The sequence below is a fragment of the Aquimarina algiphila genome (assembly GCF_007489275.1).
Taxonomy (GTDB): Bacteria; Bacteroidota; Bacteroidia; order Flavobacteriales; family Flavobacteriaceae; genus Aquimarina; species Aquimarina algiphila.
Genome location: NZ_VLNR01000005.1, coordinates 1 through 22,475 on the forward strand (window position 1 = coordinate 1; position 22,475 = coordinate 22,475).

Here is a 22,475-nt window from a genome sequence, read left to right on the forward strand (position 1 = left end):
TAGAACCGAAATTAACTCGACTCAATTTACATTGGCACAATTCGAACTGTAAAAAGTGGCACAGTTTGAACTGAAATTACTGGCACTATAGCTCCGAAATCAGTGGCACAAATCAAACCGAATTATCCAAATGTGAGCCTTGTAAGGAGAGTATCTTTTTTTTGAATGGATAAGTCAAGTGCTTTTCTATAACTCTGAAGGATTAAAGAATCATTTTTAATAAAAGATTGATTATGAATATCTCCTTTCCTAAGGAAATTCATAATGTTGTAGGAAGAAATAGTTTCATTATTTTCATTGAGAAATATAGAGTCTTTAATTCCATTTTTTCTGGCATCGATATGCCAAACTAATATTTCTTTTTCTTTAGAATTATGGGCTTTTTTGACTTGCGTATAAGCTTCTTCAATTTGATTCTCCAATAAGTATTCAATAGTTTTTGCAAGAGTTTTATCATCTTGCGAAATGCATATTGTTGTAAAAAATGAAACTATTATGAATAAATGTTTTTTGTTCAAAAGTGATTTAATTATTTAGACTAATTAGAAATGTTAATCTTGTTTTCTGAAACAGCTATAACTCTTCCGAGGCAAATAAATGGAGGGAAAACTTTATCTCTGGTTTCATTATTACTGTTTATTTCCCTGGTTATTATTCTAGGATCATTATCGGATGTAATATCTATATTAAATTCATGTCCAATTTCTATAGGGATACGTCTGTTAAGTATATTGTCAACTATACCACATTCATTATTTCTGTTATTAATTGTGAATTTAATATGATGAGAAGCACCATTGCTTTGGTTATATTCAATATTTTTAATGTAAAACCGATCACAATCAGCTACATCCAATATTTTAAAATCTATAGATTCAATTATACTATCATTTTCCATTTCAATTTTACCTACAATCCCGAAACTATTTACAATATCGAAATGAAAAGGTTGATAGTTATCTTGATCTGTACAATCAATCTTTAATGAAAGATCATATCCATCAGGTATTCTTTGAGGTTTTTTGTTTTTAAATTTACACGATTCGCAAAGATTACTTTTTATATAAAGATTTCTTCCTAAAAGGAATGTTGAAAAAACCAGAATGATTATAATAATTTTAAGTAATGTTTTAGACATAATATTTTAGTTATTTAGTTTATCCAAAACTCTTAAAAAAGAGCATATCAACATATACCCAATACAAGGTATTTTTCTTTTGGTAATAAAAAAACCAAAAGAAACCCAGGCTATATATCAAAAATGATACTAACCAAAAGAGTTTTTATTTTGACAGAATACTAGGGGTGTATATGGTTTACTTAGGTTGTAAATACGTTTTTAACATAAATAACAACAAAATAAAGATAATAAAACCAATCAAAATGAAGATACTGCCTTTGTAATATTTGCGATGTAGCTTGATATCTTTTCGATAGCTGAAGATCATTAATAGAATGAAAGCTATAACAAAGCATCCTGCAAATATCAATTGGCCTGTACTAAACATAATTTGCTATTTTTACGGCAAAGATAATAACTGAGATCAAATAAAAATCAACATATGAAAGATAAAATTAGTGCAGTACAAGAGTTTCATACTGCGTTTAAATTGGGGTATAAAAATGAACCTATTGCAGATTTGGGAGAAGCAAAAAATACATTGCGATTTAACCTTATGAAAGAAGAGAATGAAGAGTATTTTGAAGCAGCTCAAGATAATGACTTGGTAGAGGTAGCCGATGCGTTAGGCGATATGTTGTATATTTTATGTGGTACTATTATAGAGCATGGTATGCAACACAAAATAGAAGAGGTGTTTAATGAGATTCAGCGCAGTAATATGAGTAAGTTGGGAGAAAATGGACAACCAATTTATAGAGAGGATGGTAAAGTACTAAAAGGCCCAAATTATTTTAAACCGAATATTAAGGAAATTTTAGACCGATAAATAAAAAAACTCCGAAAAGAATATTCTTTTCGGAGTTTTTTTTATGACAAAATATTTTGATTATCTATACCTTATATCTCCATCCAAAAGTATCTTCAGAGATATTATATTGTATATCCATAAGTGCTTTTTTGAAATAGTCTGCATAAGAATTTTCCTGTTTTTGGATTTCATAGTGTTCTCCCTGATACCCAAAAGCTTTTACAGGGCTTACAACAGCAGCAGTACCTGCTCCAAAAATTTCTTTAAGACTTCTGTTTTTAGCGGCTTCAACAATTTCACTCACTTTTACAGGCCTTACATCCACTTTAATTCCTTCCTTTTCAGCTATAGCAATTAAACTTTTACGAGTTACTCCATCCAAAATACGATCACTGATAGGAGCTGTTAGTAAGGTGTCATTAACTCTAAAAAACACATTCATGGTTCCGGCCTCTTCCATATACTCATGTGTATTAGAATCTGTCCAGATCACTTGCTGATATCCTTGTTGCTTTGCAAGGTTTGTTGGGTAAAATTGTCCGGCATAATTACCGGCAGCTTTAGCGTATCCAAAACCACCACTGGCAGAACGACTAAATTTCTCGGCAACCAAAACGCTTACATCTCCACTATAATAGGATTGTGCGGGTGAGCATATAATTAAAAATTTATATTCATCAGCCTCAGAAGCAGAGACACTGGCTTGAGTAGCAATGACAAACGGTCGTATATATAAGGAATTGCCAAAACCTGGCTTAATCCAATTGTTATCTAATTTTAATAGAGCATTTAACCCATCAAAGAAATATTCTTTTGGAAATTCGGGCATTGCTAAACGTTCAGCTGATTTATTAATTCGTTTATAATTTTCATCAGGTCTGAATAAAAAAGTATCTCCCTGATCATCTTTGTAAGCTTTCATGCCTTCAAAAACAGCTTGTCCATAGTGAAAGACACGAGCAGAAGGCTCCATCGTCAAAGGCCCATAAGGGACAATCTTTGGTGTTTGCCATTCTCCATTAATATAATCACAGACAAACATGTGGTCTGTAAAAATTTTCCCGAAATTAAGGTTTTCAAAATCTACCTGTCCAATTTTGGACTCGCTTACTTCATTAATTTCTAAAGTCTGAGAAATTGTGTTTTTCATCCTAATTTAAATTTTAAAGATAAGGATAGTAAACTATCCCTAGTTTATTAACTATACTCTTTGTCTGAAAATGATGGTGATGCTAACACCTTATAAATTTCCTTACAAAAATACCCTTTTCTGTTAAAATAAGAATTTTAAAAATGTTTAATTTTACAAAACGTCAGGATAATAAAAGATTATGAAAAAAAATATACTATTTTTTGCGGTATTACTATTGTTGATGAGTTGTAATTTATCAAATAATGGTCAAAATACATTTTCTATTGCAGAGATTGATAGTAAAAATTATGAAAGTTATGGAGGGAAAGTGTCTTCAGAAAATATTCATAATAAAAAATCAATTGCAGAGAAATACAAAACACTTAAAGAAGGAGATACGGTTGCAATTGCATTTTCAAGCACGGTCAATAATGTTTGCAAAGCCAAGGGATGTTGGATGAAAGTTACCTTAGGAGATGATAAAGAAACTATGGTGAAATTTAAAGATTATGGTTTTTTTGTTCCTAAGGATATCGAAAATGATACAGTAATTGTTCAAGGTAGAGCGTATGTGAGTGAAGTATCTGTAGAAGAACAACGTCATTTTGCAAGTGATGCAGGAAAAACAGATGAAGAAATAGCCAGTATTACCACTCCAAAAAAAACATACTCATTTATTGCTGATGGGGTTTTGATAAAAAACTAATGCAAGATCATATACAACGTAAAATCATTACTACGGCAGATGGGTCAAAAACGATTCATTTACCTGATTTAGACGAGCATTATCATTCTAAGCATGGAGCAGTTAATGAAGCCAAACATGTTTTTATAGACACTGGTTTTAAACATATTTTAGCAAAAAATTTTTTTAACCCTCTTCATATTTTAGAAATAGGCTTTGGGACTGGATTAAATGCTTTTGTGACTTTTCTAGAGGCGCAGAAAATTAACCAAAATATTGATTATGTTGGAGTAGAAGCATATCCGGTTTCAATACATGAAGCCAGATTGATGAAATATCCCGAAGCACTTTCTGAAAAGGAGAACACATCCATTTTTGATGATTTTCACGAATCACCTTGGGAACAACCATTCGAAGTTAAATCGAATTTTATATTCACAAAAAGGAAACAATTTTTTGTGGATATAAATGATCAAAATAGTTTTGACTTGATATATTTTGATGCTTTTGGTGCAAGGGTTCAACCTGAGCTTTGGACTGTAGAAATTTTTGGAAAGATGTATAACGCACTTCGCCCAAATGGAGTTTTGGTAACCTACGCAGCTAAAGGAAGCGTGAGAAGAGCAATGCAAGAAGTTGGTTTTGAAACAGAAAGACTTCCTGGGCCTCCGGGGAAACGAGAAATGCTCAGAGCTACTAAGAAAGATAATATTGGTGATGCAAACTGAAATTGTGAGGTATAAATTTTAATAAACGATTGTTAAACCTATAATAAAGGAATTGGTTTTGTTATAGGGTGATAGTACTTTGTTTTGTAGCACACAAAATAGATTAGAATCACAATTACTAAGACGACTAGAATATTCGGTGATCATTCATTATTAAGGCTAAAAATAATAAAAAGAACAGATGAAAATTTTAATTACTGGTGCTACCGGTTTAATAGGTCAGGAAATAGTAAGTGTGTGCCGTCAACAGAATATTGATGTTAATTATCTGACCACTAGTAAAAACAAATTAAGTTCTGATCCTGGTTATACAGGTTATTTTTGGGATCCTAAAAAAGGTGAGATCGATACGGATTGTTTTGTAGGTGTCGAGGTCATTATTAATCTGGTAGGAGCTACTGTAGCAAAACGATGGACTTCATCTTATAAAAAGGAAATATTGGAGAGCAGAACCAATACGGCTTCTCTTATTCTTGAATCTTTAAAGACTACAAAACATTCAGTTCGGCACATTGTTTCGGCTAGTGCAATTGGGGTATATCCAGACTCATTTCAAAATTATTATATGGAAGATGCTACAGAAAGAGACTCAGGTTTTTTAGGAGAGGTAGTAGAGAAATGGGAAAAAGCTGTCTTAGATTTTGAAACTATAAATATAGATGTTAGTTTGTTACGTATAGGATTAGTGCTGTCAGAAAAAGGAGGAGCATTTCCTAAAATTGCTAAACCAATCCAATTAGGAATGGGGTCTTTTTTCGGGAATGGTAAACAATGGCAGAGTTGGATACATGTTCATGATCTTGCTCGTATGTTTATGTTTGTTGTTCAAGAAGAATTAACAGGTGTTTTTAACGCGGTTGCTCCAAATCCCGTTTCTAATAAAAAACTTACTCGTACAATAGCAGAAAAATATAATAAAAGAATTATTTTGCCTAATGTACCCAGGCTTACAATGAAACTAATCCTAGGAGATATGCATAGCCTTTTATTTTCAAGTCAACGGGTGTGTAGTGGTAAGATTTCATCTTTGGGATTTGATTTTGATTATGATAACATTGTGATGGCAGTTGATGTATTAGTAGAATGAAATAAAAAAACCGATATCACTTAATGATACCGGCTTTTAATGAGTTTTTTAAGGATATTACTACATTACCCTTTATTAGCTTTTACCGTAATTTTTAACTCGATATCGTCATTAATAAACTTATCACCTAAGTCTTCAAATACAGATTTTGAAGCATAATTCACACCCCAATCAGTACGGTTAATAGTAAAAACCTCTGTGTTTAGAACAACAACGTCTCCTTGTGTAGATATGTTTGCAGGAAATGAGATGTTCTTTTTAATACCTTTTATAGTAAGATTACCTTCTATATATTTTTTTCCTTCTTTATCTGCAATTCCGGTAACTTCAAAAGAGGCTTTAGGATGTTGAGCTACATTGAAAAAATGATCTTCTTTACCTTCTCCCTCGCCTTTTAGATGACCTTCTAAGCCTGCTTTTTCTTCTCCTTCAAGATCAGTTACAGTGATCGATGTCATATCAATTTCAAATGATGCACTTTCAATTTTTCCATCTTTGGTTTTAAGCTTACCGTTTGCTATGTTAATAGTTCCGTTATGCTTTCCTGTTGGTTTAGAGCCTATCCAATCTATGGTGCTGGATGCAGAATCCACAATATAAGTAATGGCTTCAGGTGAAGCTTTTTGCACTTCTTCTGCGGTATTAGCTTCTGTTTCATTTTGTTTTTCTCCTTTACAAGAATAAGTAGAAATACCGATGATAGCGATTGCTAATACGCTGATTAATTTGATTTTCATGAAAATTAGTTTATATGGGTTTTAAACGATTTCAAAAATATTTTTTAACAAATGAAATACTCTTAAATATATACTAAAAAAATCCTGTGACATTATGACATTCAATTCAAAAATGGCAGTACTTTTGCTACTTCAAATTGAAAACGTATAAAAGATACGAATTACATGAGTAAGAAAAATAAAAATACTGAAGATGTAAAGGATCAAGTAGAAGAAGTACTTGATACTCCTGTTGAAGAAACAGAGACTGAAAAAGTAGATCCTGTAACAGAACTTAAAGAAGAATTAGACAAGGAAAAAGATAAATTTTTAAGACTTTTTGCAGAATTCGAAAACTATAAAAAACGAACGTCTAAAGAACGTTTAGAGTTATTCAAGACAGCAAGTCAGGACGTGATACAGTCTATGTTACCGGTATTGGATGATTTTGACAGAGCGTCAAAAGAAATTGAGAAGTCAGAGGATAAGAATCTTATCAAAGGAGTAGAACTTATTCATAATAAGTTAAAAGAAACATTAAAGAGTAAAGGTTTATCAGAAGTAGAAGTAATTGCAGGTGATACTTTTAATGCAGATGATCATGAGGCTATTACTCAAATTCCAGCTCCAAGCGATGATCTTAAAGGCAAAATCGTTGATGTTATAGAAAAAGGCTATAAACTGGGAGACAAGGTTATTCGTTTTCCTAAAGTAGTAACAGGACAATAATTAGGTATGAAGGAAGATTTTTACGAGATATTAGGGATAAGCAAAAATGCTACAGATGCTGAAATAAAAAAAGCATACCGTAAAAAAGCTATTGAATATCACCCTGATAAAAATCCAGGAGATGCTACAGCAGAAGAGAAGTTCAAAAAAGCAGCTGAAGCATATGAGATTTTAAGCGATCCCGATAAGAAAGCACGTTATGATCAATATGGTCATCAGGCATTTGAAGGCGGTGGCTTTGGAGGTGGCGGAGGTATGAATATGGATGATATCTTTAGTCAATTTGGTGACATCTTTGGTGGCGGCGGTTTTGGTGGCTTTGGCGGTTTTGGCGGAGGCGGCAGACAACGTAGAGTTAAAGGAAGTAATCTACGTATTCGTGTTAAGCTTACTTTAGAAGAGATTGCGAATGGAGTAGACAAAAAAATCAAAGTTAAAAGAAAAATCCAGGCTCCAGGAACCACTTATAAAACTTGTGGGACTTGTAACGGAACAGGACAGGTAACAAGAGTTACCAATACAATTCTTGGAAGAATGCAAACTTCATCTGCATGTTCTACTTGTGGAGGAGCAGGTCAAGTAATGGATTATAGGCCTTCTGATGCAGATGGTCAAGGATTAAAAGTGACAGAAGAAACCGTAAGTATTAGTATTCCTGCAGGAGTAGAGGATGGGATGCAACTTAAGGTTTCAGGAAAAGGTAATGAAGCTCCAGGTGATGGAATCGCTGGAGATCTTTTGGTAGCTATAGAAGAACAAGAACATCCAGAACTTCAACGAGAAGGGAATAACTTACATTATGACTTGTATATTAGCTTCTCTGAAGCTGCTCTAGGAGCGTCGAGAGAAATTGATACTGTATCGGGTAAGGTACGTATTAAGATTGAAGAAGGAGTGCAAAGTGGTAAGATCTTGAGATTAAGAGGGAAAGGTATTCCTAGTCTTAATGGTTATGGAAAAGGAGACTTGCTGGTTCATGTAAATGTATGGACACCTAAAACATTAAATAAAGAGCAACGAGAATTTTTCGAAAAAATGTCTAAAGATGATCATTTTAGACCTAACCCTGAAAGTGGAGAGAAATCATTTTTTGAAAAAGTAAAAGATATGTTTTCGTAATAGAATTGAGTGATTTTAACCATTGAGAATGATTCAATTCTATTAACGTTTGATTAAGAAAAATTCGTATATTTGAGACATCACTAGCGCATTTAGTGATAATTTTTCTTTTTCATAGCAATTTTTTTCCCATCCTAAATACTTGTATTCAGGGTGGGTTTTGTTTTTTGTATAATTTGATTTTAAAAATATATACTAATTAATATTTAACATAATTAGTATAAGTTTTCAAGTTTTCGTATCATTCAGCTTCTATAATAAACTACAATAATATTTTACGGTCTATGACTAATCTTTTAGAGGTACGGCAAGCCACAAAACGATTTGGAACTTTTACAGCATTAGAGGATGTATCAATTCAAGTGCCTAAAGGAAGTATCTTTGGATTACTTGGTCCCAATGGAGCTGGTAAGACCACACTAATACGAATTATTAATCAAATTACATTACCAGACGAAGGAAGTGTATACTTAGATAATGAATTGTTGAACCCCAAACATATTAAGGATATTGGATATCTACCCGAAGAACGGGGATTGTATAAATCTATGAAAGTAGGAGAGCAGGCATTATACCTCGCTCAATTAAAAGGGTTAAGTAAGACAGAAGCAAAAGAGCGCCTTAAGTTTTGGTTCGATAAATTTGAAATTACTCATTGGTGGAACAAGAAAATTCAGGAGCTCTCTAAAGGGATGGCTCAAAAAGTACAATTTATTGTAACTATATTGCATAGACCTAAACTACTGATTTTTGATGAGCCTTTTAGCGGTTTTGATCCTATAAATGCAAATGTAATCAAAGATGAGATTTTACAGTTACGTGATGAGGGAGCCACTGTGATATTTTCTACACACCGAATGGAAAGCGTAGAAGAATTATGTGATCATATTGCTTTAATTAATAAATCAAAAAAAATCCTGGAAGGAGAAGTATCAGAGATTAAAAGAACTTATAAGTCTAATACCTTCGAGGTTGGTCTTCTAACAGATGATCATGATAAAATATATAATAACTTAAAAGAGAAATTTACTGTTACACCTGCTGATTTTAAAGTGATTGATGATCAATTGAAAATGAAAATAACTTTGGATAATAATGCATCATCGAATGACTTACTTAGATATTTGTCAGAAAGAGGGCAGGTTATGAGGTTTAATGAAGTAATACCAGGAGTTAACGAGATATTTATTAAAACAATTACAGAGAATGAGTAACCTTAAGTTAATTATTAAAAGAGAATTTATAGCTCGGGTTCGCAATAGAACATTTATAGTGATGACGTTCTTAAGTCCATTGATCTTTGTAGGTATGATTTCATTAATTGCGTGGTTAACGACCTTAAATAATGATGAGATTCATAAAGTTGCATTTTTTGATGAAACTGGTTTATTTACTTTTGATTTTAAAGATTCTGATGAAATTGATTATATAGACTATAGTAGATTGCCTTTAAACGATGCAAAGGATTCTGTGGTGATTAAACAGTTGGATGGATTGCTATATATTCCTAAAAAGAACACAAATAAAGAACTTGCAACCTCAATTCAATTTTATGCAGATGAATCTCCTAATATCTCAATTCTTAATAAAATTGAAAAAATAATAGGAAATAAACTAACTAATCAAAATTTTACAGAAAAAGGCCTTGATTTATCCATGATAGAAAAAGCTAAAGCCAAAGTAAATATCCAAATAGAGAATTTTTCTGGAGAGAAAACCTCTAAGATGTCTAGTTATGTAAAAATGGTTTTTGGCGGAGCGGCAGGATATTTTTTGATGATGTTTATCATTATTTATGGTAATATGGTTATGCGATCCGTAATAGAGGAAAAATCTAATCGTATTATAGAAATTATTATTTCTTCGGTAAAACCTATACAATTAATGATGGGGAAAATATTAGGAACTTCTTTTGCTGGAATTCTTCAATTTTTGGTTTGGGTAATTTTGGGAGGAGTTTTATTAACAATAGCGACATCAGTTTTTGGTATAGATCCTCAGCCTGTAGGAATGGATGAATCATTGGCTTTACAAGAAGGAAATCATGAAGAAATACAATTGTTACTTCAGGACATTTTGAAACTTCCATTGGGAACTCTAATATTTTCGTTTTTCATCTATTTTATAGGGGGTTACTTTTTGTACAGTTCTATTTATGCGGCGATAGGTGCTGCAGTTGATAGTGAAACAGATTCTCAGCAATTTATGTTACCTATTATATTACCATTGATGTTAGGGATTTATGTAGGTTTCTTCTCTGTAATAGAAAATCCTCATGGTACGGTATCTACTGTGTTTTCTATGATCCCTTTGACCTCTCCTATAGTGATGCTGATGCGAATTCCTTTTGGAGTACCTTGGTGGGAAGTATTGATCTCTATCTTTTTATTAATAGGAAGTATTATCTTTATCATATGGTTAGCAGGTAAAATATATAGAGTAGGAATACTTATGTATGGAAAAAAACCAAGCTATAAAGAACTATTTAAATGGATAAAGTATTAACCCTATGATTCAGGAAGAACTTACAGAACAGGTAAAGGAAGTAATTCAAGAAAATATTTGGGGAACTATACAGGATTTTTTGAGTTATGAAATTTTTTATTTTGGAAAAGATCATTCAATTAAATTAACTGTTGGATTATTACTTTTTGTTATTTTAATAATGGTTATCACTTCTTTTTTACTTAAAATCTTTAAAAGAGTTGTAACCAAAAAACTTCGCAGAGAGGATAAACAAAAATTCGAATCCATATTCTCATTTTCAAAATATTTTGTTTATCTGATCGTTATCTTTTTTACTTTAGACAGTATTGGTTTTAATATTACAGCGATATTTGCCGCTTCTGCTGCTTTATTAGTAGGTGTTGGACTTGCATTACAAACTTTTATTCAAGATATATTGTCAGGTGTTTTTATTTTCATGGACCAAACCGTACATGTAGGCGATATTATAGAGTTAGATGGTAAAGTGGGAAGAGTAGAAGAAATTAAATTGCGAACTACCAGAGCAGTGACCATTGATAATAAAGTATTGATTATTCCTAATCATAAATACTTAACATCGGTGTTGTATAATTGGACTCAAAATGGTTCAGTTACAAGAGAGTCGGTTACCATTGGTGTGGCATATGGGAGTGATACCGAATTGGTTAAGGAGTTGCTTACTAAAGCAGCCCTGTCTAATTCAAACGTGTTAAAAGAACCACCACCATTAGTTTTATTTACTGATTTTGCAGATAGCTCATTAAATTTTAAATTAATTTTTACTATTAATGATAGTTTCCAGGGAGCAATACCAAAAAGTGAAATTCGATTTGAAATAGATCGTCTATTTAGAGAACATAATATTAATATTCCTTTCCCACAACGTGAAATCACTATTGTAAAAGAATAAAAGAATATGGAAGTGCATATAACATACAACTCCCCAAGATGATAAAAAACTCCCTGCTTGTAGCATGCATACTTCTATATGCTTTTAGTAATCTAAAAGCGCAAGACACTGACTTGGTGAGATTTGAGTATGCTTATATTCCACAAGCAGAAAGTGATAATGTATATAGCAGAGTTAGGTTTTCTTTTAATTATCCTATAAAAATGGATGATAAAGGAACTTATTTGGTCATAAGTCCACAATACAGGTATAATAGTTTAAAGATAGATGACGGATTGGTTATAGATGATAGAGGAGATTTTAATAATTTCCAAACTTTTGGACTAGAGCTTGGTTATACGTTTAAAATGAAAAATAACTGGCGCTTTGGAACTAAGGTAGGAGTAGGGATTTCATCTAATTTTGAAGGTTCTGGATTAGAAAGTGATGATTTCAGATATACAGGATCTCTATATTTTGTAAAAAGCTATAAAAATAAAAATGCTCCTAAGACATCACGTTTGATATTAGGCCTGCGATATGCCACACCCGCAAGTATAAATTTTCCGTTACCGATTATTAATTATTTTAAAAGATTTCATCCTAGTTGGTCATATTCGCTGGGTACACCTAAAACAAGTATTAAGTATTTTTTTAATGAGAAGAATACTTTACAAGCGTTTATTGGTCTTGATCGATTTTATGGTAATTTGCAAAACAACAGAGCGTTTGTAGATCAAAATGGAGAAACAAAAGTGGCAGAAAACGCTTCTATGCTAAATATTATAGGAGCATTAGGATATCAATATTATTTTACGGAACACTTATTGTTCTATGCATATGGAGGATATACATTAAGTAATGAAATTCGCTTACGGGATGGGAATCAGGAAAATGTACTGAAGATTAATGATCAAAATACATTCTATTTCCGTAGCGGAATAAAACTAAAAATATAATGGCAAAAATATTAGTAATTGAAGACGAAGCGGCGATCCGAAGAGTTCTTGTGAAAATCTTATCTGAAGAAAGTAGTAATTATGAAGTCTTTGAAGCCGAAGATGGGCTTGTTGGGATTGAAAAAATTAAAGCAGACGAGTACGATCTTGTACTTTGTGATATTAAAATGCCTAAAATGGATGGAGTAGAGGTATTAGAAGCTATAAAAAAGATAAAACCAGAAATTCCTATTGTTATGATCTCTGGTCATGGTGATTTGGATACCGCTGTAAATACAATGCGTTTAGGCGCTTTTGATTATATTTCTAAACCACCAGACTTAAATCGTTTACTCAATACAGTACGTAATGCTTTGGATCGAAAAGAATTGGTCGTAGAAAATAAGATGCTTAAAAAGAAAGTTTCTAAAAACTACGAGATGATAGGTGAATCTCAAGCTATTTCTGATATAAAAAACATTATTGATAAGGTTGCTGCAACTGATGCTAGAGTATTAATTACCGGACCTAATGGTACAGGGAAAGAGTTGGTGGCACATTGGATTCACCAAAAAAGTGAACGCTCAAAAGGACCAATGATAGAGGTGAATTGTGCTGCAATACCTGGTGAATTAATAGAAAGTGAACTTTTTGGTCATGTAAAAGGAGCTTTTACTTCAGCAAATAAAGATCGTGCAGGTAAATTTGAAGCAGCCAATGGGGGAACAATATTTCTTGATGAAATAGGAGATATGAGCCTTTCTGCACAAGCAAAGGTATTAAGAGCTTTACAGGAGAATAAGATACAACGAGTAGGTAATGACAAAGATATTAAAGTCGATGTTAGAGTTGTTGCCGCAACAAATAAGGATTTAAAGAAAGAAATAGCTGATAATAAATTTAGAGAAGATTTATATCACAGACTTGCTGTAATTTTGGTAAGAGTACCTGCGCTAAATGACAGAAGGGATGATATTCCTTTATTGGTAGAATATTTTACCAAGAAAATAGCACGAGAACAAGGGGCACCTGTTAAGAATTTTTCACCTAAAGCAATTAAGCAATTACAGCAATATGATTGGACAGGTAATATAAGGGAGTTACGAAATGTAATTGAACGCCTGATTATTCTTGGAGGTAATGAGGTGAGTGAGGAAGATGTTAAACTTTTTGCGGCAAAGTAAGAAGTAATTAAAAACACGATCTTGCGACCAATACTCCATATGCCCTAAGAAATGAAAAGAATTCTATGTTTGGTTTTAATGTCGTATATTATAAATACGGCTAATGCTCAGTATGATCCAGGAGCAACTAATTATGGCTTTATAGCAGCAAAAAGTTTTGCACTGGATAAAGAAATAGCTTTAGGGGCTAGAGTAGAGTATGCGTTTAATTGTTATACTACTTTTATGGGAGAGTATAATCGTACGTTTGCTATAGGTGCTGATGAAGATTATGAAGGATTTAATGAATTAGCTTTTGGAGTAAATTTAATATTGTTTAACTGGTATCCTACAACTATAACTGCTGGTATGGGGTATGTTGGTAATGATTCGAGTGTTTTTGAAGAGATCGAAGATGAAGCTTTTTTGGGATTTAGAACAGGAAACTTTAATCATGGAGCACAAATAAAAATTAGAGCATTACATCAAGCAACCAGATATGTCCATATTTTTGCAGAATTAAATGTAAAGAGTTTAGGAAGAAGATATGACACCTTCCTGATAGGCTTTAGTTATGATTTTAATGCCAAATAGTTAGGAGTTTCAATAAAAAATAGATGTTGTTAAAATCGAAATATATGAGAGTTTAACATCAAAACAATTTTCTTACCCATAGAAAACTTTAGTATCTTTCGGATAATAACACAAATCATATCATGAAGAAGATAAATCACGAAGATTTTAAAGTATCCCATCCTGTAAAACTGTCTAATATTCCTACCACTTTTGATCTTAAAGAAGATGAAAAGAAAATAGAAAAAGAACTTGAAGAAGTTCGCGAAAAACTAGGGAAGCTTCAGGATACATTATACGCTCATGGTAAATATGCAGTATTGGTCTGTCTTCAAGGTATGGATACTTCTGGGAAAGATAGTTTAATTAGAGAAGTTTTTAAAGATTTTAATACCCGTGGGATAATCGTACATAGTTTTAAGGTACCTACAGCGTTAGAGTTAGGTCATGACTATTTATGGAGACATTATATTGCTTTGCCACAGCGTGGTAAATTTGGGGTCTTTAACAGGACACACTATGAAAATGTCTTGGTTACTCGAGTACATCCAGAATATATAATGGGCGAAAATATACCCCATATTAATAGCGTTGAGGATATAACTGATGCTTTCTGGGATAAGCGTTTTGAACAAATACGAAATTTTGAGAAACATATTGCAGAAAATGGTACGTTGATTTATAAATTTTACTTACACCTATCCAAAGGAGAGCAAAAGAATAGACTACTACGCAGACTCGAAAAAAAAGAGAAAAATTGGAAATTTTCATCAGGAGATCTAAAAGAGCGTAAACTTTGGGATACGTATCAAGCTTGTTATCAAGAAGCAATAAATAGAACTTCTTTATCTCATGCTCCCTGGTATGTAATTCCGGCAGATGATAAGCCTGTAGCAAGGTATATTGTCGCTAAAACATTATATGATACTTTAAAAGAGTATGATGATATACAGGAACCAGAATTAGATGATAAAACAAAAGCAAATTTAGGACTTTATAAAAAGCAATTAGAAAACGAATAAAAGCCTGTAAAAAACACATTATGTCAAGAATTATAATCCCAATCATATTTGCAATTGTATCATTAAGTAGCTTCGCTCAAAATGATGTAAAAGAAGATTCGATCATATTAAAAAAGATATATGATACCTCATTACTCAATGGTAAGAGTTATTCATGGTTAGATTACTTGTCTAATCAGATAGGAGGAAGACTTTCAGGTTCTGTAAATGCACAATTGGCAGTAGAATGGGGAGAAAAAGAATTAAAAACACTTGGTATTGATAAGGTATGGTTACAATCGGTTATGGTTCCCAAGTGGACTAGAGGAGTAACTGAATTTGCATACATAGAAACAGAACCAGGAGTGACAACCAATGTGCCAATTTGTGCCTTAGGAGGATCGGTGCCTACACCGATAGGAGGAATTAAAGCTTCGATTATAGAGGTAAAAGGATTAGAAGAGCTTTCTGCATTGGGAAAAGAGCAAATTGAAGGAAAATTGGTTTTTTATAATCGCCCTATGCAAGCAGATTTAATAGAAACATTTAGAGCATATGGAGGTTGTGTAGATCAACGATATTCTGGAGCAGCAGAGGCAGCTAAGTATGGAGCAACAGGAGTTATTGTACGTTCGATGAATCTTAGATTAGACGATTTTCCTCATACAGGTGCAATGAGTTATGGAAATCTTAAAGATGCAGATAAAATTCCAGCGGTTGCAATTAGTACAAATGGAGCGGATCTGTTAAGTTCTATGCTTAAACTCAACCCAAAGATTAAGTTTCATATTAATATGAACTGTCGTACCTGGAAAGATGTAAAGTCATATAATGTGATTGGAGAAATTATAGGAAGTGAATTTCCGAATGAATATATGGTAGTTGGCGGACATCTTGATTCCTGGGATCTTGGTGATGGCTCTCATGATGATGGTGCAGGGGTTGTACAATCTATGGAAGTATTGCGAATATTTAAAGAAATTGGATATAAACCAAAACGATCCATTCGTGTTGTTTTATTTATGAATGAAGAAAATGGTTTGCGTGGAGGAAAAAAATATGCAGAAGTTGCTAAAAATAAGGGAGAAAACCATGTTTTTGCTTTAGAAAGCGATGCAGGAGGGTTTACACCAAGAGGTTTTTCTTTTGATTGTGATGATGCTAATTTTAATATGATTGAAGGCTGGAAACCTCTTTTTGAACCGTACTTAGTACACTATTTCGCCAAAGGTGGAAGTGGTGCAGATATAGGGCCTCTTAAAAAAGATGGAATTGTACTTGCAGGATTACGACCTGATTCACAACGTTACTTTGATTATCACCATGCAAAGAATGATACTTTTGATGCAGTCAATAAAAGAGAACTAGAATTAGGAGCAGCAACAATGACGAGTCTTATGTACCTTTTTGATAAATATGGGGTGAAGTAGTTTATGGTCAGTTTTTATATAAAAATAAAAACACGAAAATCATGAGAATATTTTTGTTAATAGTATTGTTTTTTGTCTATAATATTACAACAGGTCAGGATATTAGTTCATCTGATAAAAAACTGTTTGTTTATGGAGGGCAGGTAAATAAAGAATTTATAAAATATACTGCACAGTTAACGGGTAAAAAAAGACCTAAGGTTTGTTTTTTACCTACTGCAACAGGAGATAATGAGAGGTATATGAATTTTTGGTATCAATTGTGTTCTGATCTTGATATAGAGCCACATGTATTAAAAGTTTGGATTAATTCTTATCGCCAAAAAAAATCCTTCGAAGAAATCTTGTCCAGCATGGATGCAATTATTGTTGGAGGAGGAAATACGTTAAATATGCTAGCAATATGGAAAGCTCAAAAAATAGATTTAGCATTAGAAAAAGCATATGAAAAAGGAATTGTATTAGCGGGAGGTAGTGCGGGCTCTTTATGCTGGTTTAATGGTGGAACTACAGATTCAAGACCTAAAGAATTAAGTATTGTCAAAGGATTAAGCTTTCTTAATTATAGTCATTGTCCTCATTACAATTCTGAAGAATCCAGAAGACCATTATATCATGATAATATTTTAAAAGGAATTTTGAGTGACGGTTATGCTTGTGATGATAAGTCGGGAATTCTTTTTGTTAATGGAAAAGCAAAAAGTGCATTGTCCATTGATAACGAAAGTAATTCATATTATGTGTATAGAAAGGAAGGAAAGATTGTAGAGGAAAAAATTGATTCAGAAATTATAAAATGAAGGACCATTTATATTTAAGGATAGCTGTATTATTCCTAATCATCATATGTAGCAATTGCACCTCAGAAACAGAAAAACAAGTTGATAAAACAAATAAATTACTAGATAATGGTATGCGTTTGGTGGTTAAAAAAACCAATGAAACAACTAAGGAGATAGGAATTTTTTCAAAACATAATTATAGAACAACGCATAGCTATACTTATAAATTTACTGTAGATGGAGGTGATGTAAATTGGGATGGAGGAAGTGGTGAGCCTAAACATATACTTTTTTGCGAGAATTCAGTTTATGTTCATTATCTAAAAGAAAAATATATTTCAGTTCAAAGAGATACTACAAGTACCGAAATCAATAATAATGGCTATAATATGGTAGAAGAAGTTTTTGAATTGTATATTGATAATCGCTATTTTTTTAAGCTTTTTGGAGATGATTATTGGGTAGAAATTACCCCTGAGTCATATGCGAATAAAAAAACATCATGTGATGAATACAATATCCCAAATGATAATGAACTGTCATTGGTTCAACTAGGAAAAGATGGCTAGTTTTGTCAACAATCAAAACTTCCATTACATAATATCATCTTATAAGCCATAGTCAATCCATAGATAAACGCGTCCAAAATTGGTATGCTAGCAAAAAGTATAGATAGAAAATGTTTCTTACTAGCAAATAATACCCATGAAGGTATAAGACTACCAAATACTATAAAAGGAAAGAAAATTAGGCTTGCAACTGAAATAGATTGTATGATACTATCATGAGTAAGAGGAGCACTAAACATAAAAAATGCTGCCAGGATAAATGGTATCGTTGGTAATATAAGTATGATAGAAACAATACTTACAATGATAAGATAAACCCTAATCCTATTTCTCTTTTTGATTTCTTTTTCATTATTAATAATTTCAGACATATTTTCTTTTATGACTTATTTTAAATAACGTTAAATATACAATAAGAATATTTTAATTTATATCAGTTCTAATACCTTTGCGAGTTCAAAATCAAAGAATGCTACAACAATACACCAAAGAGTTTCGATACAACCTTAAACTTGCAGCACCAGTAATGTTGGGAATGCTAGGGCATACTTTTGTGGGATTGATCGATAATATTATGGTGGGACAGTTGGGAACCGCAGAATTAGCTGCAGTATCTTTGGGAAATAGTTTTATGTTTATAGCGATGTCCCTGGGTATTGGTTTTTCTACGGCAATTACACCCTTAGTTGCAGAAGCAGATGGGGAGAATAATTTTAAAACAGGTAAGTCAGCGTTTAAACATGGGTTATTTTTATGCACAACTTTAGGAATAGCTTTGTTTCTATTGATTTTGGTAGCAAAACCATTGATGTATTTCATGAAACAACCCATAGAAGTGGTTGAATTAGCAATACCATATCTGGATTTGGTTGCTTTTTCTTTGATTCCATTAGTAAGTTTTCAAGCACTAAAACAATTCTCAGATGGATTATCTATGACAAGTTATCCAATGTATGCTACACTCATTGCAAATGTGGTTAATATTGTTTTAAATTATCTATTGATCTTTGGTAAGTTTGGTTTTCCTCAAATGGGAATAGTTGGAGCGGCTGTAGGGACTTTGGTTTCAAGATTAGTAATGGTTATTTTTTTGTGGATACTGCTTAGAGGTAAAGAAAAATCAAAAGCTTATGTTACACAAATTAAATTCTTTGTTTTAGAAAGTAAAATGCTCAATAAAATAATAGCATTAGGGTTTCCTTCTGCTTTACAGATGTTTTTTGAAGTTGCAATTTTTACCGCTGCCATATTGTTATCAGGAATTTTGGGCAAAAATCCGCAAGCGGCAAATCAAATTGCGTTGAATTTATCTTCAATGACATTTATGGTCGCTATGGGGCTTAGTGTGGCAGCAATGGTACGTGTTGGTAATCAAAAAGGATTACAGCAGTTTGCAGAGTTGAGAAGAATTGCCATATCAATTTTTTTGTTGTCTTTTCTTATAGCAACCGTTTTTGCATTGATTTTTATCATCTTTAATCAAATGTTACCTAAAATTTATTTAGATGTAAAAGATGTAAAAAATCTTACGGATAATACAGAGGTGATCACTATTGCGGCTAAATTGTTACTTATAGCAGCATTATTTCAAATTTCGGACGCTATACAGGTTACTGTATTAGGAGCTTTACGTGGACTTCAGGATGTTAAAATACCGACATTTATTACATTTATTGCGTATTGGGTAGTAGGATTTCCTATTAGTTATTATTTAGGATTGTATACTGAATATAAAAGCTCAGGGATTTGGATTGGATTATTGGCGGGACTTACTGCTTCTGCCGTTTTATTGTATGTTAGATTCAATGTTTTAACCAAGAAATTAATTCAAAACAAATAGTATTTCCAAGCGCTATTCAGGTTTTTTTTTATCCTGAAAACCATGTAAAAAAGGCTTCTCTTTTTAAATAAAATAAAAGTTGAATACCTTTTTTACACTTCTTGCGTTTATTTGGTATTAACTAATAATTAACTATCTTTCCAAAAAATACAGAATACAAAAATGAGAGTCCCAAATTCTAAATTTTGTCTGCTGCTTATCGTTTTCGCTTTAATGGTAAGTCAGAGTGGTACGAGTCAAAACTTTACTCATAGTAAAAATCAGAATCTTATTCCTAATCCAAGTTTCGAAGAAACCAATGCAGCCGTTAAAAGGTTAGACATGGAAATGCAGAATTTTGGGATTATGAAGGATTGGAAACCAGCTATTAATACTCCCGATGCTTATCATCCAGATTTAGAGTTGATTAGATTTATTCATAAATCTCCTAATTTCTTAAAACAGTTTGGAGCACAGGAACCAAGAACTGGAGAAGGAAAAGTAGGAATGTATATTGCTGGAGGGACATATAAAGAAGGGGTAACAGCTAAACTGAAACGGCCCCTTTCAGCAGGGAAATACTACTATTTTCATATGTATGTTTCTTTGGGAGAAGGGATTTCAAATTCATGTACTTCATCTATAGGAACATATTTTAGTGCCAGAAGTCCTAAAATAACAGGAACATCAAAATTACCACTACATATAGAGTCCTCAAAAATGGTATGTGATACCAAGGAATGGGTTAAAGTATGTGGAGTATATAGAGCAAAAGGAACAGAAAAGTACCTTTCGTTAGGATATTTCTCTGATGGGCCAAAAGGAAAATCTGTAAAAGGAGGTGGGTTTGATACAGCTTATTATTTTATCGATGATGTTCTATTAATGGAAATGAGAGATACTAAGAACCTCTCTTCTAGTCAGGTTTGTGATATGGCTTTGGATTTTTCTCCTGTAGAATTTTTAATTGGAGAGAGTGAAGCATATACAGAGATTAAAAAAGCATTAGATTCATATATCCAATATGTGAAGATATTTAAAGTAACCTCTGTTAAAATTAGTGGTCATGCAGATGATGCGGGAACAGCTTTTGAAAATGAAATCATGTCTGCAATGAGAGCCATTAATGTTAAACAATACTTTGTTGAACAAGGGATTGACGAATCTATTATAGAAGTAATTGCAGCTGGAAATACTGAACCTGTTGTTACCAAGGGATCTAACCTCGATCCAGAATCGAATAATAGAGTAGAAATTAAGATCGAATAGTTAAAGAATTATTTTCTGATGTATCTGAAAAGATAGTACCTTTGGCTTTATAATTTTATGTGTTGATTATGGGCTTTCCGAAATTCTTATTAGGAGATAATACAGATTATCCAGATGCTATTTTTGTGATTCATACCGAGTTCCCCAGATTTATTATTAATCTTGCAGATGACGAAGTAGAATGGTTAGAAGAGTTTGATAAAAATGATGAGAAAGATTTACAGGAAGAAGCAGAGAACCTTTTTCAAGCAGCTAATGATTTCTATGATCGTGAGATAGAGCGATATGATGAATAATAATACAATATCTTAAGAATGGAAGAGCTTATACAATTAGATAAAGATCTTTTTTTATATCTCAATAATTTAGGAACTCCTGCATGGGATGGATTTTGGTTATTTATGACTGAAAAGTTTTATCAAATCCCCTTGTATTTAGTATTGCTATTCTTTTTTTATAAGTATTTTGGTATTAGAGGAACAATTATCACTTTAATTGTTGTAGCCGCTTTGATTACCGCTACAGATCAATTATCAAATTTGTTTAAAAATGTATTATTTATGCGTCCAAGACCATGTAGGGCAGATGGAGTTGCAGAGTTAGCACGCTTTATTGCAGAAAGATGTGGAAGACATGGTTATTTTTCTGGTCATGCAGCCAGCTCTATGGCATTAGCATTTTTTACAGGTTTAACCTTGCAGAAACATTTAAAATACATTTTTCCTTTTATGGTAGTATGGTCTATCATTGTAGCGTATAGTAGGATTTATGTAGGAGTTCATTATCCTGGAGATATAATCACGGGTATGGCAATTGGTATCGTATTAGGAGTAGGAGCTTATAAACTCCAAGGACTTCTTATTAAGAAATATGGTGAAACTTCGTAAAATTTAATTGACTTTCTCTTTTGTACTAAAAACAGATATACTTGTTATTTTCACTGAAAACAGGGTGCTATTTATTAAACATTTCATATACTTTTGATAGGTGTCAATTTATTATAACGTAAATCATATGATTAGAAAAATAAGCATAATGATTGTGTTCATTTTTATAGGTCATTTTCAAAGAGAATGTTATAGTCAAACGATAAGAACTAATAGCATTGTTGATATTGAAGAGGTTATAAAACAGAAGGAAAATGATAAAAGACAACAGGCAATGCTAATCAATTTTGAAAAAAGATATAAAATAGATGATCGTATTTTAGTTGAAGAATTTCAAAACTATTATGAGCTAATAGTGAGTCATTTAGATAAAAATGGGTATACAGGTGGAGCAGAAGGATATACACTGGATAAAAAAACAGGAAAAATAAAAATGGTGTGGCATGAACACCCTATGAAATTGCCAGAATGAATATTTTTCTAGTTAAGATTTTTTAATAATACCTAAGAATTTTACAAGAAGCAATTGGCTATATACTAC

Annotated in this window: 26 protein-coding genes; 21 read left to right on the plus strand and 5 right to left on the minus strand. The window is 32.4% G+C overall.

What is annotated here, in order from left to right; translation table 11 throughout:
* Positions 1-122: 122 nt before the first annotated feature.
* Positions 123-422: a hypothetical protein gene (locus tag FOF46_RS03270; RefSeq protein ID WP_143915447.1), complete on the minus strand. Its 300-nt coding sequence runs from the start codon at positions 420-422 to the stop codon at positions 123-125.
* A 116-nt stretch (positions 423-538) separates the two neighbouring features.
* Entirely contained in the window at positions 539-1,138 is a 600-nt protein-coding gene (locus tag FOF46_RS03275; RefSeq protein WP_143915448.1) for a hypothetical protein, read from the minus strand.
* A gap of 424 nt (positions 1,139-1,562) precedes the next feature.
* Between FOF46_RS03275 and FOF46_RS03285 the strand changes: the two genes are divergently transcribed.
* Positions 1,563-1,949 (plus strand): pyrophosphohydrolase domain-containing protein, encoded by a 387-nt coding sequence (locus tag FOF46_RS03285; RefSeq protein ID WP_143915450.1) that lies wholly within the window; start codon positions 1,563-1,565, stop codon positions 1,947-1,949.
* 64 nt (positions 1,950-2,013) lie between these two features.
* Here the strand turns inward: FOF46_RS03285 and FOF46_RS03290 are convergent, their stop codons facing one another.
* Entirely contained in the window at positions 2,014-3,081 is a 1,068-nt protein-coding gene (locus FOF46_RS03290; RefSeq protein WP_143915451.1) for a branched-chain amino acid aminotransferase, read from the minus strand.
* Between the two features lie 181 nt (positions 3,082-3,262).
* On the opposite strand from FOF46_RS03290, the gene FOF46_RS03295 reads away from it, so the two are divergent.
* The 3 genes from FOF46_RS03295 to FOF46_RS03305 all read left to right on the plus strand — a co-directional run bounded on the left by FOF46_RS03295 (position 3,263) and on the right by FOF46_RS03305 (position 5,563).
* The gene (locus FOF46_RS03295) at positions 3,263-3,769 is read left to right on the plus strand and encodes a DUF4920 domain-containing protein (RefSeq protein WP_143915452.1); all 507 of its coding nucleotides are present in this window, start codon (positions 3,263-3,265) and stop codon (positions 3,767-3,769) included.
* An 11-nt stretch (positions 3,770-3,780) separates the two neighbouring features.
* The gene (mnmC2, locus tag FOF46_RS03300; RefSeq protein WP_143915535.1) at positions 3,781-4,476 is read left to right on the plus strand and encodes a tRNA (5-methylaminomethyl-2-thiouridine)(34)-methyltransferase MnmC2; all 696 of its coding nucleotides are present in this window, start codon (positions 3,781-3,783) and stop codon (positions 4,474-4,476) included.
* 181 nt (positions 4,477-4,657) lie between these two features.
* Entirely contained in the window at positions 4,658-5,563 is a 906-nt protein-coding gene (locus tag FOF46_RS03305; protein ID WP_109437213.1) for a TIGR01777 family oxidoreductase, read from the plus strand.
* A gap of 65 nt (positions 5,564-5,628) precedes the next feature.
* On the opposite strand, the gene FOF46_RS03310 is transcribed toward FOF46_RS03305, so the two are convergent.
* Positions 5,629-6,300 (minus strand): YceI family protein, encoded by a 672-nt coding sequence (locus tag FOF46_RS03310; RefSeq protein ID WP_143915453.1) that lies wholly within the window; start codon positions 6,298-6,300, stop codon positions 5,629-5,631.
* Between the two features lie 165 nt (positions 6,301-6,465).
* Here FOF46_RS03310 and FOF46_RS03315 point away from each other — a divergent pair, with 165 nt between their 5' ends.
* From FOF46_RS03315 to FOF46_RS03370, 12 genes are all read left to right on the plus strand, one after another.
* Entirely contained in the window at positions 6,466-7,008 is a 543-nt protein-coding gene (locus tag FOF46_RS03315) for a nucleotide exchange factor GrpE (RefSeq protein WP_109437211.1), read from the plus strand.
* Between the two features lie 6 nt (positions 7,009-7,014).
* Positions 7,015-8,127 (plus strand): molecular chaperone DnaJ, encoded by a 1,113-nt coding sequence (gene dnaJ / locus FOF46_RS03320; protein ID WP_109437210.1) that lies wholly within the window; start codon positions 7,015-7,017, stop codon positions 8,125-8,127.
* A 284-nt stretch (positions 8,128-8,411) separates the two neighbouring features.
* The gene (locus tag FOF46_RS03325; protein ID WP_109437209.1) at positions 8,412-9,341 is read left to right on the plus strand and encodes an ABC transporter ATP-binding protein; all 930 of its coding nucleotides are present in this window, start codon (positions 8,412-8,414) and stop codon (positions 9,339-9,341) included.
* Entirely contained in the window at positions 9,334-10,632 is a 1,299-nt protein-coding gene (locus FOF46_RS03330; protein WP_143915454.1) for an ABC transporter permease, read from the plus strand. The genes FOF46_RS03325 and FOF46_RS03330 overlap by 8 nt, the downstream gene beginning before the upstream one ends.
* Positions 10,633-10,636: 4 nt before the next feature.
* Complete coding sequence (locus tag FOF46_RS03335) at positions 10,637-11,524, plus strand: mechanosensitive ion channel family protein (protein WP_200825129.1); 888 nt, start codon at positions 10,637-10,639, stop codon at positions 11,522-11,524.
* Positions 11,525-11,562: 38 nt separating this feature from the next.
* On the plus strand, positions 11,563-12,462 hold the full coding sequence (locus FOF46_RS03340) for a DUF6268 family outer membrane beta-barrel protein (RefSeq protein ID WP_244299559.1): 900 nt from the start codon (positions 11,563-11,565) through the stop codon (positions 12,460-12,462).
* A complete protein-coding gene (locus FOF46_RS03345) occupies positions 12,462-13,625 on the plus strand; it encodes a sigma-54-dependent transcriptional regulator (RefSeq protein WP_143915455.1) in 1,164 nt (387 codons plus the stop codon). Before FOF46_RS03340 ends, FOF46_RS03345 begins: the two co-directional genes overlap by 1 nt.
* Positions 13,626-13,676: 51 nt before the next feature.
* Positions 13,677-14,198: a hypothetical protein gene (locus FOF46_RS03350; protein ID WP_143915456.1), complete on the plus strand. Its 522-nt coding sequence runs from the start codon at positions 13,677-13,679 to the stop codon at positions 14,196-14,198.
* A gap of 122 nt (positions 14,199-14,320) precedes the next feature.
* On the plus strand, positions 14,321-15,199 hold the full coding sequence (locus FOF46_RS03355) for a PPK2 family polyphosphate kinase (RefSeq protein WP_143915457.1): 879 nt from the start codon (positions 14,321-14,323) through the stop codon (positions 15,197-15,199).
* A gap of 20 nt (positions 15,200-15,219) precedes the next feature.
* Complete coding sequence (locus tag FOF46_RS03360) at positions 15,220-16,608, plus strand: M20/M25/M40 family metallo-hydrolase (protein ID WP_143915458.1); 1,389 nt, start codon at positions 15,220-15,222, stop codon at positions 16,606-16,608.
* A 41-nt stretch (positions 16,609-16,649) separates the two neighbouring features.
* The gene (locus FOF46_RS03365; protein WP_109437203.1) at positions 16,650-17,408 is read left to right on the plus strand and encodes a Type 1 glutamine amidotransferase-like domain-containing protein; all 759 of its coding nucleotides are present in this window, start codon (positions 16,650-16,652) and stop codon (positions 17,406-17,408) included.
* Positions 17,405-17,959: a hypothetical protein gene (locus FOF46_RS03370; RefSeq protein ID WP_143915459.1), complete on the plus strand. Its 555-nt coding sequence runs from the start codon at positions 17,405-17,407 to the stop codon at positions 17,957-17,959. Before FOF46_RS03365 ends, FOF46_RS03370 begins: the two co-directional genes overlap by 4 nt.
* A gap of 5 nt (positions 17,960-17,964) precedes the next feature.
* Here the strand turns inward: FOF46_RS03370 and FOF46_RS03375 are convergent, their stop codons facing one another.
* Complete coding sequence (locus tag FOF46_RS03375) at positions 17,965-18,330, minus strand: hypothetical protein (RefSeq protein ID WP_143915460.1); 366 nt, start codon at positions 18,328-18,330, stop codon at positions 17,965-17,967.
* Between the two features lie 98 nt (positions 18,331-18,428).
* On the opposite strand from FOF46_RS03375, the gene FOF46_RS03380 reads away from it, so the two are divergent.
* The 5 genes from FOF46_RS03380 (at position 18,429) to FOF46_RS03400 (ending at position 22,406) form a co-directional block, all read left to right on the plus strand.
* Positions 18,429-19,799 carry an MATE family efflux transporter gene (locus FOF46_RS03380; RefSeq protein ID WP_143915461.1) on the plus strand — a complete coding sequence of 457 codons (1,371 nt, stop codon included), beginning with the start codon at positions 18,429-18,431 and terminating at the stop codon, positions 19,797-19,799.
* Between the two features lie 213 nt (positions 19,800-20,012).
* Positions 20,013-21,047 carry an OmpA family protein gene (locus FOF46_RS03385; RefSeq protein ID WP_167571733.1) on the plus strand — a complete coding sequence of 345 codons (1,035 nt, stop codon included), beginning with the start codon at positions 20,013-20,015 and terminating at the stop codon, positions 21,045-21,047.
* A 68-nt stretch (positions 21,048-21,115) separates the two neighbouring features.
* The gene (locus tag FOF46_RS03390) at positions 21,116-21,343 is read left to right on the plus strand and encodes a hypothetical protein (RefSeq protein ID WP_109437198.1); all 228 of its coding nucleotides are present in this window, start codon (positions 21,116-21,118) and stop codon (positions 21,341-21,343) included.
* Between the two features lie 18 nt (positions 21,344-21,361).
* A complete protein-coding gene (locus tag FOF46_RS03395; protein WP_109437197.1) occupies positions 21,362-21,934 on the plus strand; it encodes a phosphatase PAP2 family protein in 573 nt (190 codons plus the stop codon).
* Positions 21,935-22,061: 127 nt separating this feature from the next.
* Positions 22,062-22,406, plus strand: coding sequence for a hypothetical protein (locus FOF46_RS03400; RefSeq protein ID WP_109437196.1), 345 nt, complete (start codon positions 22,062-22,064; stop codon positions 22,404-22,406).
* The last annotated feature ends 69 nt before the right edge of the window (positions 22,407-22,475 follow it).

Coding starts and splice junctions, on each gene's coding strand:
- FOF46_RS03275 (WP_143915448.1), bottom strand. CDS start 1,138: ATGTCTAAAACATTACTTAAAATTATTATAATCATTCTGGTTTTTTCA.
- FOF46_RS03285 (WP_143915450.1), top strand. CDS start 1,563: ATGAAAGATAAAATTAGTGCAGTACAAGAGTTTCATACTGCGTTTAAA.
- FOF46_RS03290 (WP_143915451.1), bottom strand. CDS start 3,081: ATGAAAAACACAATTTCTCAGACTTTAGAAATTAATGAAGTAAGCGAG.
- FOF46_RS03295 (WP_143915452.1), top strand. CDS start 3,263: ATGAAAAAAAATATACTATTTTTTGCGGTATTACTATTGTTGATGAGT.
- FOF46_RS03305 (WP_109437213.1), top strand. CDS start 4,658: ATGAAAATTTTAATTACTGGTGCTACCGGTTTAATAGGTCAGGAAATA.
- FOF46_RS03310 (WP_143915453.1), bottom strand. CDS start 6,300: ATGAAAATCAAATTAATCAGCGTATTAGCAATCGCTATCATCGGTATT.
- FOF46_RS03315 (WP_109437211.1), top strand. CDS start 6,466: ATGAGTAAGAAAAATAAAAATACTGAAGATGTAAAGGATCAAGTAGAA.
- dnaJ (WP_109437210.1), top strand. CDS start 7,015: ATGAAGGAAGATTTTTACGAGATATTAGGGATAAGCAAAAATGCTACA.
- FOF46_RS03325 (WP_109437209.1), top strand. CDS start 8,412: ATGACTAATCTTTTAGAGGTACGGCAAGCCACAAAACGATTTGGAACT.
- FOF46_RS03330 (WP_143915454.1), top strand. CDS start 9,334: ATGAGTAACCTTAAGTTAATTATTAAAAGAGAATTTATAGCTCGGGTT.
- FOF46_RS03335 (WP_200825129.1), top strand. CDS start 10,637: ATGATTCAGGAAGAACTTACAGAACAGGTAAAGGAAGTAATTCAAGAA.
- FOF46_RS03340 (WP_244299559.1), top strand. CDS start 11,563: ATGATAAAAAACTCCCTGCTTGTAGCATGCATACTTCTATATGCTTTT.
- FOF46_RS03345 (WP_143915455.1), top strand. CDS start 12,462: ATGGCAAAAATATTAGTAATTGAAGACGAAGCGGCGATCCGAAGAGTT.
- FOF46_RS03350 (WP_143915456.1), top strand. CDS start 13,677: ATGAAAAGAATTCTATGTTTGGTTTTAATGTCGTATATTATAAATACG.
- FOF46_RS03355 (WP_143915457.1), top strand. CDS start 14,321: ATGAAGAAGATAAATCACGAAGATTTTAAAGTATCCCATCCTGTAAAA.
- FOF46_RS03360 (WP_143915458.1), top strand. CDS start 15,220: ATGTCAAGAATTATAATCCCAATCATATTTGCAATTGTATCATTAAGT.
- FOF46_RS03365 (WP_109437203.1), top strand. CDS start 16,650: ATGAGAATATTTTTGTTAATAGTATTGTTTTTTGTCTATAATATTACA.
- FOF46_RS03370 (WP_143915459.1), top strand. CDS start 17,405: ATGAAGGACCATTTATATTTAAGGATAGCTGTATTATTCCTAATCATC.
- FOF46_RS03375 (WP_143915460.1), bottom strand. CDS start 18,330: ATGTCTGAAATTATTAATAATGAAAAAGAAATCAAAAAGAGAAATAGG.
- FOF46_RS03380 (WP_143915461.1), top strand. CDS start 18,429: ATGCTACAACAATACACCAAAGAGTTTCGATACAACCTTAAACTTGCA.
- FOF46_RS03385 (WP_167571733.1), top strand. CDS start 20,013: ATGGTAAGTCAGAGTGGTACGAGTCAAAACTTTACTCATAGTAAAAAT.
- FOF46_RS03390 (WP_109437198.1), top strand. CDS start 21,116: ATGGGCTTTCCGAAATTCTTATTAGGAGATAATACAGATTATCCAGAT.
- FOF46_RS03395 (WP_109437197.1), top strand. CDS start 21,362: ATGGAAGAGCTTATACAATTAGATAAAGATCTTTTTTTATATCTCAAT.
- FOF46_RS03400 (WP_109437196.1), top strand. CDS start 22,062: ATGATTAGAAAAATAAGCATAATGATTGTGTTCATTTTTATAGGTCAT.